The organism is Lachnospira pectinoschiza (assembly GCF_900103815.1).
In the GTDB taxonomy this organism is placed as follows: domain Bacteria; phylum Bacillota; class Clostridia; order Lachnospirales; family Lachnospiraceae; genus Lachnospira; species Lachnospira pectinoschiza_B.
Genome location: NZ_FNHZ01000001.1, coordinates 360,092 through 372,788, shown reverse-complemented (window position 1 = coordinate 372,788; position 12,697 = coordinate 360,092). Strand labels below are relative to the sequence as shown.

General features: G+C 38.3%; 13 protein-coding genes. 2 read left to right on the top strand and 11 right to left on the bottom strand.

Going from position 1 to position 12,697, the window contains the following annotated elements; genetic code table 11:
* Positions 1–25: 25 nt before the first annotated feature.
* The 4 genes from BLQ66_RS01595 to BLQ66_RS01580 all read right to left on the bottom strand — a co-directional run bounded on the left by BLQ66_RS01595 (position 26) and on the right by BLQ66_RS01580 (position 3,039).
* Positions 26–1,306, bottom strand: a complete 1,281-nt coding sequence (locus tag BLQ66_RS01595) for a glycoside hydrolase family 140 protein (protein WP_074520616.1) — start codon at positions 1,304–1,306, stop codon at positions 26–28.
* Positions 1,307–1,460: 154 nt separating this feature from the next.
* Positions 1,461–1,874 (bottom strand): EamA family transporter, encoded by a 414-nt coding sequence (locus BLQ66_RS01590; RefSeq protein WP_074520615.1) that lies wholly within the window; start codon positions 1,872–1,874, stop codon positions 1,461–1,463.
* A 58-nt stretch (positions 1,875–1,932) separates the two neighbouring features.
* Complete coding sequence (locus BLQ66_RS01585; RefSeq protein WP_074520614.1) at positions 1,933–2,460, bottom strand: nitroreductase; 528 nt, start codon at positions 2,458–2,460, stop codon at positions 1,933–1,935.
* A 72-nt stretch (positions 2,461–2,532) separates the two neighbouring features.
* Positions 2,533–3,039: a flavodoxin family protein gene (locus tag BLQ66_RS01580; RefSeq protein ID WP_074520613.1), complete on the bottom strand. Its 507-nt coding sequence runs from the start codon at positions 3,037–3,039 to the stop codon at positions 2,533–2,535.
* Positions 3,040–3,252: 213 nt separating this feature from the next.
* On the opposite strand from BLQ66_RS01580, the gene BLQ66_RS01575 reads away from it, so the two are divergent.
* A complete protein-coding gene (locus BLQ66_RS01575; RefSeq protein WP_074520612.1) occupies positions 3,253–4,059 on the top strand; it encodes a helix-turn-helix domain-containing protein in 807 nt (268 codons plus the stop codon).
* A gap of 72 nt (positions 4,060–4,131) precedes the next feature.
* On the opposite strand, the gene BLQ66_RS01570 is transcribed toward BLQ66_RS01575, so the two are convergent.
* The 7 genes from BLQ66_RS01570 to BLQ66_RS01540 all read right to left on the bottom strand — a co-directional run bounded on the left by BLQ66_RS01570 (position 4,132) and on the right by BLQ66_RS01540 (position 10,685).
* Positions 4,132–5,535 (bottom strand): APC family permease, encoded by a 1,404-nt coding sequence (locus BLQ66_RS01570; RefSeq protein ID WP_074520611.1) that lies wholly within the window; start codon positions 5,533–5,535, stop codon positions 4,132–4,134.
* Between the two features lie 12 nt (positions 5,536–5,547).
* On the bottom strand, positions 5,548–5,895 hold the full coding sequence (locus BLQ66_RS01565; protein ID WP_242869306.1) for a P-II family nitrogen regulator: 348 nt from the start codon (positions 5,893–5,895) through the stop codon (positions 5,548–5,550).
* Positions 5,896–5,939: 44 nt separating this feature from the next.
* The gene (locus BLQ66_RS01560) at positions 5,940–7,076 is read right to left on the bottom strand and encodes a tyramine oxidase subunit B (RefSeq protein ID WP_074520609.1); all 1,137 of its coding nucleotides are present in this window, start codon (positions 7,074–7,076) and stop codon (positions 5,940–5,942) included.
* 75 nt (positions 7,077–7,151) lie between these two features.
* Entirely contained in the window at positions 7,152–8,276 is a 1,125-nt protein-coding gene (locus tag BLQ66_RS01555; RefSeq protein ID WP_074520608.1) for an NAD(P)/FAD-dependent oxidoreductase, read from the bottom strand.
* Positions 8,277–8,291: 15 nt separating this feature from the next.
* Positions 8,292–8,612: a (2Fe-2S)-binding protein gene (locus BLQ66_RS01550; RefSeq protein WP_074520607.1), complete on the bottom strand. Its 321-nt coding sequence runs from the start codon at positions 8,610–8,612 to the stop codon at positions 8,292–8,294.
* Between the two features lie 50 nt (positions 8,613–8,662).
* Positions 8,663–10,258, bottom strand: a complete 1,596-nt coding sequence (locus BLQ66_RS01545) for an FAD-dependent oxidoreductase (RefSeq protein WP_074520606.1) — start codon at positions 10,256–10,258, stop codon at positions 8,663–8,665.
* An 85-nt stretch (positions 10,259–10,343) separates the two neighbouring features.
* Positions 10,344–10,685 carry a (2Fe-2S)-binding protein gene (locus tag BLQ66_RS01540; RefSeq protein ID WP_074520605.1) on the bottom strand — a complete coding sequence of 114 codons (342 nt, stop codon included), beginning with the start codon at positions 10,683–10,685 and terminating at the stop codon, positions 10,344–10,346.
* A 601-nt stretch (positions 10,686–11,286) separates the two neighbouring features.
* Between BLQ66_RS01540 and BLQ66_RS01535 the strand changes: the two genes are divergently transcribed.
* Entirely contained in the window at positions 11,287–12,657 is a 1,371-nt protein-coding gene (locus tag BLQ66_RS01535; protein WP_074520604.1) for a dihydrolipoyl dehydrogenase family protein, read from the top strand.
* Positions 12,658–12,697 lie beyond the last annotated feature (40 nt).

The window sequence follows — 12,697 nt, the reverse complement described above, 5'->3', positions numbered from 1 at the left end:
TATTATCCCTTCGTAATTTATAAATTTATTGTATCACCAACACTGTATCTGTGTTTCCATTGTAATCTGGAATTTGTTCATATTGGTAGATATCTGTTTTAACCTTATCAATGTAACTATAAATTCCTGTAGCCGGATTAAAATAATAAATATCTTTACCAATATAAGCACTAGTATCTAATTTATAGCTCTTTCCTAAATAATTATAGGCAAACAAGAAATCATCAGAAGCAAATACAGCAATTCTATCATGCTTTTCTCGCTGTCCTTCTATTAAATAATCATCTCTTGATTCACCATTAGTAAAATCTACTGACTCCATTAAGTCCTTAAGATGCTTCATCTGTCCTGAGCCTTCATGATGCATAGCCTTTTGCCAATAATCCTTAGCTCCATAAACCACTCCGTCTATACTACCATCATAAAACATTATAATTGAACAATCTCCATATGTATGTCCGGCAGCTCCAGCAAACACAGACCAATAAGCGTATCTTCTTACCTCCCTTGATTGCCAGTAAGGTTGAGTGTCATCATGCAGGCCTTGTAATATTTGCTCATAAGAAGGCTCTCCATCAAGAGTTGGTCTATTAGAGCTTGCATGATCAAATTCCACATAGCGCCAGTTATCCTCTCCAAATAAAGACAACTGATTACTTGTATCATCCCAGGCACCCATCTGGCACTGGTCATATCTTCTATGTCCAGACTGAAACATGTTAAAATCCAACCAATCTGCATCCTTAAACCACAAGCTAGACGAACATCTTCCAAAAGGATGAAAACCTATTAACTTATCAGGATTTTTCTCCTTAAAAAGCCTACCCATCTTATTATATAAATCTACATAAGGACCGGCTTTTATATCGCCTCCTATAAGCCATATAACATTTTCCTTCTTACCAAATCTATCAGCAAGAAAATTAATATATTCCTCTAGATTATCCATATTTAAAATATCTTTTTTAACCAAACTTCCCCAAGTTGGCACTAAAGCCATGTAGAGCCCTAAATCTTTTGCCATATCAATAATCTCTTCAACATGCTGCCAATAACTTTCTTTATGGCAATCATATCTTTTTGTAGGCATCTTATTAATATCTTTCATGCCCTCTGTAGCATAGATAAGCACCGCCTGAATTACATTGTAGCCCTTATCTGCCCTATTTTTTAAGAAAATGTATGCCTCCTCTTTAGTTAAATTGGCAAATATAAGCCAAGCCGTATCTGCAAGCCAGAAAAAAGGCTTATTATCTTTTATAAAATATGGCTTGTCCTCCATTATTTTAAGTGAATTAGTAAACATAAAAACCTCCCCAATTGCTTTTTATATCTTAAAAACATTTTAAACTTATTAAAATTTATTATCAATAAAAAAGAACCTTATAATCTTTACAAAAGTCCTAATTCCATGACTTTTATTTATTATAAGGTTCTAATTTCACATTTTATAATCATTATTAAAGTACCATAAATAATGTTCCTGCTGTTATAAGTCCACATCCAATAAGTGACTTAACTGTAAAGTCCTCATGTAAAAATACAAAAGCAAGAATTATAGTAATAACAACGCTTAACTTGTCCACTGGAACTACCTTTGAGGCACTTCCTATCTGTAGTGCTCTATAGTAACATAACCAAGAACCGCCTGTTGCAAGGCCTGATAGAATAAGGAAAATCCAATTCTTTCTTGAAAGCTCTGTAATACCTGAGTAAGTTCCAGTAATAAGTACCATTCCCCAAGCCATAAGCACAACCACTACTGTTCTAATGGCCGTTGCCAAATTAGAGTTAATTCCTTCAATACCTACCTTAGCTAAGATTGATGTTAAAGCTGCAAATACAGCTGATAACAAAGCAAATATAAACCACATATTTTTCCTCCTTTGTGATTGAATCATTTCCTGTTATGTCGCATTTTTACAAAGCAAATTAAATGTAATATACGTAATCAGCCTTACGTGGTGCTGGCTTAGGAGCTTCTGCTGCTGCATAACCTAAGGCACAGTGACCGATTCCTTCATATTCACCTTCAATGCCAAGTCTATCTAGAATCTTTTGTCCAAATTCTGACTCGAATTCCTGCTTAGCTCTGTTAATCCAAATGCTGCCAACGCCTAAGCTTTCAGCTGCATTCATAAGATTTCCCATAACAAGAGAACCATCATAAACATGATTTGGATTGTCCTTTTTTGCTATGACAATTAATATTACTGGTGCGCCGTAAAATGGATCAAAGCCTTCCTTCCAACCGCCAATCTTACAGTTTTCTTTTGCAATTTCATCACGTAACTCCTTATCAGTTACTGCAATAATTGTTGCACTCTGCATTCCCTTACCAGATGCTGCGTAAGTTCCTGCCTTAATAATTGCATCAAGTTCTTCCTTTGATACCATGTCAGGCTTAAATTTTCTACAACTTCTTCTAGTCTCTAGAACCTTTAATGTTTCATTAGTCATATTAAATTCTCCTCACTTTATTGACCTTATTAAATTTCACAATACATTTATCTAATTACAATTATGATACTCTTAGTTATTAATTTCAACCGCCTTTTTTGCAAATCTGCTACCAAAAATTGTGAAGTAATCCTTGTAGTTATCCATACCGTTAAAGGCTTCCTTATTGTTATTAACCCCTACAGGTCCTAGGTGAATAACAGGCATACCCTCTGAGTTTCCACCAGAATAGCAAAGCATTCCATTGACCATTTCAATGGTAAGGATTTCCTGAATTACTGCTGAACCACCACCATGAGTAAACTGCTGTGTAGCAAAGGCTCCGCCTAGCTTTCCTGCAAATGCTAACTTCTTACTGTTTGCAAGCATCCAACCGTGAATGTCTGGTGTCATTGTAGCTGCATAGCTTGGGGAACCTATAATAAGGCCCTTTGCTTCCTTAATAAATTCCTCGTCACATTCCTTAATATTAAAAGCCTTAGCTTCCACTGTATCTACACTGTTCATTCCTTCAACAATCCACTCAGCACCCTGCTTTGTGTTACCTGTCTTTGAATCGTAAACTACTGCTAATTTCATAATAAACCTCCTATTTTTCCATTTGTTTTATAATAGCAATAAATTGTATGCAATTAAAGTCTTATAGGAATAATTAATAATTTTTTTCATTTTACAATTCATATCAATTGTAGTAATATCTTTTTATGGACAAAGAAGTCGCTTTAGATTTCTTTGTCCTTTTTTTGTTGTTTTTCAACAGATAGCAAATAAATATTATTGGGGGATTAATAAATGAGAGCAATTCAACCTTATTTCGCACTTTCAGCAAGCAAGTACTACAAAAGAGAGCTAACAAAGCATGGAATTTCACACATTTACGAGTACAAATCAGACCTTTCTTCTGACCTTCACACCCTAGTGGTACCTGACGCTAGCATTGATATTCTCTTTGATTTAACGGATTATAGCTACAAGCCCTATGCTGCTGGCAGCGTTTTAAAAAGCTCATCCATTGATACTAAAAAAGATCACAAATACTTTGGAGTTCGCTTTGTACCCGGTGTTGTGCCTGACTTTCTAGATGGCCGATTTAAGGATTTTCTTGATAATTCCATTGAACTTGAGGCCTGTCTTAGAAAGAAGGACTTAATTGATAGACTAAACGATGCCAAGACTTTTCTTAATAAGGTTGAGGTCTTTTTGAACTTTTATAATGATAAAAACAAACCCGCTTGGAAGAACTCTACTTATGACATTTATAGTTATGCAAGAAAATGTATCAACAACAGCAAGGGTCTAATAAGGGTAAATGAACTTGAGTCGGAACTTAATTACAGTGTCCGATATATTAATAAACTTTTTAATGAATATTGTGGACTTTCTCCAAAGGCCTATTCAAATATTATTCGCTTTCAAACAACTCTTGATCAATTAAACCGCGAACCTAATAATTCCTTTACAAATATTTGCGAGACCCACGGCTACTACGACCAAGCCCAGTTTATTAGAGAGTTTAAAAAATTCACCACTAAAACCCCAGCGGTTTATAGAAAACTAGTAAATACTAGCAATTACAGCGATAAGTTTATTTTCCAATAATAACAAGAACGCTAAGCCACTATTATTAGGGCTTAGCGTCTTTTTATTTATGTCGCTTTTTAGGAAAGTAGTTTATGCGCTTTTTTTCTGTTCTTCTCTAACTAGATGATACAATTCATTTTCCATAGCCATAATATCCTTAACCTCATAGGCCTTAAATAGTGGGCGTTTCATAACCTTCTTAACCCAGATAAAGGCGTAAACTGCTAGGACTGCAAAGATTACAAGAACTGTTCTATAAATTATCATCTTTGTCTCAGTATCAGAGGCTATATTATAGATCATGAAAATGTTACCAACTATGCCAACTATTGGAATTACGGGACCAAATGGCACTTTAAAGGTCCTTGGTACATTTGCCATCTTCCTTCTAAATACTAGAACATTAAGGGATGAAATACAGTAGGCTGCCATCCAGAATACGCATCCAATAAGGATTAGTAGTGATAACTGTGAAGTTGTGGATAGGCCTGTTGCATTAATTAATACCATGGCGCCACCGATTAGTAGAATGCCTACAAATGGCGCATCATTTTTATTCTTCTTCATAAAAACCTTAGGCAATAAACCAATCTTTGCCATGCCTGCACAAATATAGGCAAGGGAAGAAATTATGGAATTTACTGTACTTACAACTGCAAAAACTGAAATGAGAGCCATCCAGTATTTTCCAAATTCACCAAAGAGGCTAATTCCGTAAAGTACGTGTGGAGCTGCATCTCCTGCAAGTGTTGCCCAGTCAGTGTAATTGTGCATTCCAAGGATTAAGATAATTTCCATGGCAGTAACAATTAAAAGACTTAGAATCATGCCAAGAGGTACATTTCTTCTTTGATTCTTAACGTTTGGAGCGATGGGAATAATAAATTCACATCCTAGGAATAAGAAGAAAGCTAAACCAACCATTGAAAATATATCTGACATATTAGATGTTAAAACTAATGGCTGCTCTACAACTTCCCCAGTTCCTAACTTTAAAGCTCCTATAATACCCATGATAAAAATTGAAAAAATAAGACCATAGGCTACTACATTTTGAATCTTAGCAAATAAATCTATACCGTGAAGATTAGCGGCGATTAGTATCAAAAGTAGGACTATACAAAATACGCTTCCAGGAATTTTTGTATTAAATACACCAGTTAATGTGTTACCAAACATGGCACATTCTGCGGAACCAGCAATTGTATTACATACAAGATAGCCACCTACCATTGTGATAATTGAAATAAATGGACCAAAGGAAGCTAGTGTGTACTGTGCAAGACCTCCTGTTAAGTTTGGCATTAGGGCATTTAACTCTGACAAACAAAGGGCTGTTGTAATGTTAATTGCACATGCCATAAGCATTGATATTATAAATGTTATTCCAAGGCTACCAGCACCTTGTCCCACTGACATTAAGCAGCTAGTAGCAACTATTAAACCTACTCCCGTTGCTATTACGCTTGGGAGACCTAATTTTCCATTGTTCATAAGCCTTCCTCCCTAGTTAAGTGCTGCTTTTCCTTCCTCGCCAGTTCTAACTCTAATGATGTTAGTAACATTTGAAACAAAGATTTTGCCATCTCCTATATGACCTGTATAGAGTTCTTTTTTAATCACGTCCACAACCTTTTCTACAAGGCCCTCCTCTACTACAAGCATCACCATTTGCTTTGGTAATAATTCAGGTGTCTTCTTCATTTCTAACTCATATTCCTGTGTTCCATTTTCAACACCACAACCAAGTGCCTGAATTACTGTCATTCCTGTAACTCCTAGCTTACCTAGTGCCTTTTGTAGATCTGATAACTTATAAAGTGATGTTACAACCTCTATTCTTTTAAATTCCATAGACAATTCCTCCCTATTTTGAAAATGTATTGCGAATTACGCCCTTAAGCTAGAGCTGGTTCCTGCCATAGATTAAGCTTTGTACCAATTCCCATTTCTAGAGCATTTCTATAAACCACAGTACCCCAAGCTACATCTTCAATTGGCATACCACCTACTGAATAAACTACGATTTCATCTTCTTTTCTATGAACTGGAATCTTGCCAAGTAAGACGTCGCCTAAATCGTCAATATCTGACATTTTCATCTTACCCTCTGCAATTAAATCCATAACCTTAACGGCTGGGATTGGAATCTGATTATAGGCATTAGGGCTATACTCTTCTTCCCAAGCCTCATAGAGCTTAATATTATCTGTTACAGTTCTTGCCCTATTCATAATGAAGTCTTCATCAAATCTTAGAGCTGCTGTTGTACAAATCATTGCCCCTTTCTTTACCCATTCCTCGTTAATGTATGGATAAAGCATTGGATCACCACTTGGACAAGAAGTTGCAGCATAAACTATATCTGAATCTCTTACGCAATCCTCAATGTTATCAACCACAATAACTTCCTTAACTGTTGGATATTTTTCATGTATGTGATCAATGAACTTATTAATAGATGCGATTCCTCTACCTTTTAACTTGATTGTCTCAATCATTGGTCTAACTGCCATCATTGCTGCAAGAGCTGTCTTACTCATAACCCCAGGTCCAATGATACCTACCACCTTAGTTTCCTTTGGTGCAAAATATTTAAAACCAACTCCAGGGATGGCGCCAGTTCTAACGGCTGACAATACATTTGCAGACATATAACAAAGAGGAGCGCCAGTTTCCTTATCATTTAGAGTTAACATAAGAATGGATCTTGGAAGGCCCTTCTTCTTATTCTCAACGTTAGAGCCGTACCACTTCATGCCTGCCATATCAAACTTGCCACCAAGGTAAGCTGGCATTGCCATAAAACGTCTATCTGGGGCATCTACTGGCATTTCTGGGAAGGGAGATTCTGTTGGGAAAGTTACCATGCAACCGTGAGAATTGCCATTGGCACCGCCCATTCTAAAGTCGCCCATCTTCATAAGTTTAAGCATTTCTTCCATTGTTTCGATACATTTTGGCATATCTGCCACACCTGCTTTGATTGCATCATTTTCATTAAGATATAAAAAATCTACCTGTGGATAACTCATAATAAATTCCTCCTTATTAACTTTTTGTAGTAGTTGATTATTGTGGGGCTCTCGCCCGAATTAGTTAATTTAGACTTATGCCTTAGCTGCGAAGCGGTTATAGGCAAGTCCTGAAATATCGCATGTTAGCCCCTCTCCTAAAACTAGATTTGCCATATTTAAACCTACTGCTGGTGCGATTCCAAAGCCATGTCCTGAAAATCCGCAAGCTAGGTAAAGGCCCTCCACCTCGTCTACCTTATCGATTACTGGCACGCCATCTACCATGCGGTCCATCCAGCCAGCCCAGGTTCTAACTATCTTTGCGTGGGATAACTTTGGAATGTACTTTATAATTCCCCTAGCAATACATGCTGCTGTAATGCTTGAATTAACTGGAGTTCCGTTATCTTTATTAACTGCCTCAAGTCCTGAGGAGCCGCCTATTACAAAGGAACCATGCTTTGATTGATGTCCGTAAAAATCTGCCTCTGCTGTACCAAGCATCTGTTCAAACATTCTAGGCTCTGCCTCGGTTACAAGACATTCAAGAAGTGCCCTAGACATTGGAATATCGATTCCTACGTAAGCTGCTAAATCTCTGGCTGCGATTCCATTTGCCAAAACCACATTGTCTGCCTCGTAAATATCATGGGCCGTAATAACCTGTCTTAATCTGCCTCTTAGTTTCTTAAGACTTAGAACCTCCTCTCCTGTAATAAATCTAACTCCAAGCCTTCTTGCTGCCTTATAGTAAGCAAGGGTTGCAAGTAGGGGATTTGCGTGTCCATCCGTTTCACACCAGCTAGCGCAGCTGACTTCTTCTGATAAAAATGGGTTAATCTGTCTAACCTCATAGGCATCTATCATTCTTACATCAAGGCCACAAGCCACTGCTCTATTAGTAAGACCTGTTAAAATTTCCTTGTGTTTTTCTGTCTTTCCTAGTCTTAAATTGCCTTTTTTATAATATTCAACCTCTGTTCCTAATTCTTCTGAAAGGTAAGGCCACAAATTCTTAATTCCATACATGGCTAGTGGCAACTCTCTTGGGTCACGTCCTGACTGTCTTACACCACCGCCGTTTCTTGAAGAACCACCGTCTCCAATGTTGTCGGATTTTTCCAAGACAATTACTTTCTGTCCTTTTTTAGCTAAATAGTAGGCTATGGCATTTCCAATAATTCCTGCCCCTACTACGATTGTGTCGGCTGTTGTCATTATTTACCCTCCTTTTTAATTTTCTTCGTTGGCAATGACATACATCTCTGTAGGTCTCATAGGAGATCTGCTTGTTGCTGGCTCTAGCTTATCTGGGCTAACGCCTAACTCCCTTGCCACAATGCCCTTAACTAGCTTGGCGCAAGTCTGGCCCTGACATAGTCCCATGGTGCAGCGAAGATATCTTCTAATCTCAGCCATGGTATACATACCGTCATGCACTGCTCTTCTAATCTCGCCTTTTGTGATTTCCTCACATCTGCATATGAGCATGTCATCATCTTCTCTTTCCTCAAATTCCTCGTCTTTAAGACTTCTATCTACAAGTTCGTGCATTCTAAAACCTCCTTTTGAAAATGTAATGCTTTTTCATAAATCTATTAAATCTAAACTGACTTAGCTAACTTTTCCTTCTTATAAAATCTTGCCTTCATAGCAAATTCCTTTGGAACCCTGATTGTAAGTACTGCTGTTTTATCAAAGGCAAGTCCTGTTCTTACCTTTACAACTTCAGCGATACACACAGGATGTCCTGCTCTTGAAAGGGCGATTCCCTTTTCTCCAACTTCTGGAAGTGGGTAGATCTCGTATGGAAGAGTGATTTCTGCCATGCCCTCGCCTACATTTTCATTGACCAAGAAAATGGCCTGTCCTGGACAAGATGCTACACACATTCCGCATCCTATACAGTCTACAGATTCATCAACTGCGGGCAATGATGTGATTTTTGAACCAATCTTTATACATTTCTTAGGACATGCATCCTGACATGGATTACATGGAATATTCTGTGTACACTCCATAACCGGGTGGATTCCTAACTTGTGAACTACTCCTGGGAATCTTTCTATCTCTTCATCAGCTACAAAGCCTTTTGCCAATAAATTGTTAGAAATGTCGATTCCTTCCTCTGTTTTTTCAATCTTCTTTCCTCTATTGGATGGTGCAAACATGCCTTGTCTTAGGCCGTCTAGCGCCTTATCTAACTCATCTTCTTTTTCCTTCATAAGCTTATCCTCGATGTAGCCTAGATAATTTGCGGCATAAATGCCTGCCTGTCTGCCTTCAATCATGGCTGAGCTTGCTTCTTCAATTCCTGAAACATCCCCTGCTGCAAAGATTCCCGGGATTGAAGTCTGGCCATGTTCATCAATAACTGGTACCTGACCGCCTTTTCGTGGGTTGTCATCCATCTTGCAACCTGCCATTTTAAGTAACTGACTCATTGGAGATAAACCAACGGCAACGCAGACAGTGTCTACATCAAAATGCATCTCAGTGCCTTCTATAAACTTAAAACTTGGATCTAGCTTTGCAATGGTTACGCCTGTCACGTGGTCTGTACCTTCCACCTTCTTGATGGTGTATGGCAAGTAAAATGGAATGCCCATTCTAGATATCTTTGCTGCATGTACGCCGTAACCGCCGATTCTTGGTGCGGCATCCACAAGTGCCACCACATCACAGCCGCACTGCTTTAGCTGATAACTAACAACTAGTCCTACATTTCCACTACCAAGCATTAATACTTTCTTTCCTGGTAGGATTCCGTGGAGATTAAGCATTGTTTGTGCAGCTCCGGCACCAATAACTCCCGGTAATGTCCAACCTTCAAATGGCACCATATTTTCAGCAGCACCAGTAGCTACGATTATGGAATCTGCCTTAAAGTGCTTGATTCCTTCCTTAATCTTTACCACCACTTCCTTATCCTGATAGATACCAAGGACTGTTGCAGAAAGTTCTACCTTAGCCCCTGCCTCATCTGCTTCTTTTAATAATTGGTATCCTATGTTAAAGCCTCTAACCTTGGCTCTGTGCTCCTTTGAACCGAAGAACTTGTGAATCTGCTTAAATAACTGTCCCCCTGGTTTTTCATTTTCATCAAAAATAATTACGCTAGCTCCGGCCTTGGCTGCCTCAATTCCTGCGGACAAGCCCGATGGACCAGCACCGATAACTATTAGGTCGTATCGTTCCATATGAATTCCTCCTGATTTATTTCTGGGATAAGTAAACCCCGAATGCTTAAGCTTTTGGCCTTTTAAGCTTACTTAACTCACCAGCTTACTTAGCTTCCTTTAATTCTTTTACAAATGGCTCATCACTTGTGCCATACTGTGTGTCTACTGTCATGCCCTCTTTTAGTGGAGTTACGCAGGTTCTGATGTTTGGCTCGCCGTTTACAATCATTACACAGTCTGTGCAACGGCCTATGGCACAAAAGACGCCTCGTGGACTGTGCTTCTTTTCTGTATATCTATGAACTAAAACTCCTGCTGCCTTTAGGGCCACTGCAATTGGCTCGCCTTCGTATCCTTCAAGGACTTGACCATCGTGAGTAAATTTAACTAGTCTTCCTTTCTTAACCTCTCCAAGTATTGGATGTTCCTTAATTCTTACTTCCATTTCAAACTCTCCTTTCTATAAAAAAAAGGGACCGAAGTCTTATGACCTCGGCCCCGTTGCCTTTGCTTTATGGCTATATGATAACTTTTCTCAAAACATGTGTATTGTAAAAATCGGAACTAATAACTTTGAACGCAGTGTAAGCAATCCCCCGCTTCAAAAGCGTAAGCTTTAAGCGGGGGTATAAAGCTTACTAGTGTCAGAAGGGGTTAAAGCCCCTTCTGACAGGTGGCACAAAGTGCCACTGCGTTCATAGGTAAGTAGCGAAGCGGATTCCGAATGTCCGCTTTACAATGTGTTCTCATTAATTTTGGCTATAGATATATTTTTATACAAATATATCTATATTGGATGTATAATATATGTGGCTTATGTGTATTTTAAAGAATTAATTGTATGCAATTAAATTTTGCGTTTGACAATTAACTAACAAAGTGTTATATTCATTGTACACAATTTAATCGCGTTTAAAATTAATACAATTCAATATAAAACTAATATTAGTCACTTTTAAAACATATACACATTTACATAACTACGAAAATTAAAACATTTACTAGAGTAACTACTTATTAATCTCATTTATGAAAGGAAGAAATTTATGGGAAATTTTGATTACGACGTACTTTACATTGGAACAGGACATGCGGCTTGGCATGGTGCCTTAATCTTAGCTGGAGCTGGCAAGAGAGTTGCATTTGCAGAAAGAGACCTTACAGGTGGTACTTGCACAAACTATGGTTGTGATGCTAAGGCCTTACTTGATGGTCCTGCAGAACTTGTATCTGCCCTTGATAGATACAAGAATCTCGGTCTTGAGACAGACATTAAGATGAACTGGCCAAAATTTATGGAATATAAGCATGCTAATATTGATCCTCTTGCAAATGCAATGACAGGCATGTTAACTGGTGCTGGATTTGAAATTATTAGAGGAGATGCTAAGTTTGTTGATGCTCATACAGTTCAGGTGGGCGACAAGTGCGTAACTGCTGAAAATATCGTCATTGCAACTGGTCAGTATGATTACAAGCTTGACATTCCAGGCAAGGAATTCATGCACACAAGCCGTGAAATTCTTGACTTAAAGGATTTACCTGAGCACATTACATTTGTTGGTGCTGGTATTATCTCAATGGAATTCGCTTCTTTACTTACACAGTTTGGCGTAAAGGCTACAGTTATTGAATTTACTGATAGAGCCCTTCGTCAGTACAGCGAAGAGTACACAAACAGAATTATTGCTAAATTAAAGGATGCTGGAGTTGAATTCTACTTTAATGAGGCAGTTTGCGGCGTTGAAAAGAGTGGAGAAAAGTACCTTGTTAAGACACAATCTGGCTTATGTGTTGAAACAGATTATGTTTTAGCAGCAACAGGTCGAAGAGCTAACACAGAGGGCTTAGATCTTGAAAAGGCTGGCGTTGAATATACAAACAGCGGTATTACAGTTGATGGATTTATGCGAACAAGCACAGCAAACATCTATGCTAGCGGTGATGTAGTTGATAAGAAGATTCCAAGACTTACACCTACTGCTACTTTTGAATCTAATTACATTGCTACTGCAATCCTTGGAAATCCTCAGGAAATTGCATATCCTGCAGTTCCAAACGTAGTATTTACACTACCTAGAATTGCTGCCGCTGGTGTTGGCGTTAATGAAGCCCTTGCAAATCCAGATAAATACACAGTTCAGAAGATTAGCTATGGTCAAATGCTAGCTTTTGAATATAGAAATGAAACAGATGCTGAAGCTACAGTAATCCTTGATAAGGATAACTATCTTGTTGGTGCTGAACTTTACGGCGACTTAGCAGCTGAAATGATCAATGTTGTTGCAATGATCATCAACGGCCGCATGACAAGAGAAATGATGATGGGTACAATCTGGGCTTTCCCAAGTCAGGTAGATGGCCTAACAGAGATGCTTGCACCAATGCTTCACTCTGATTTCGCACCAAATAATTAATCCAAAAAAGTGATATTAAACTTTCCAGAAAAGCCACAGG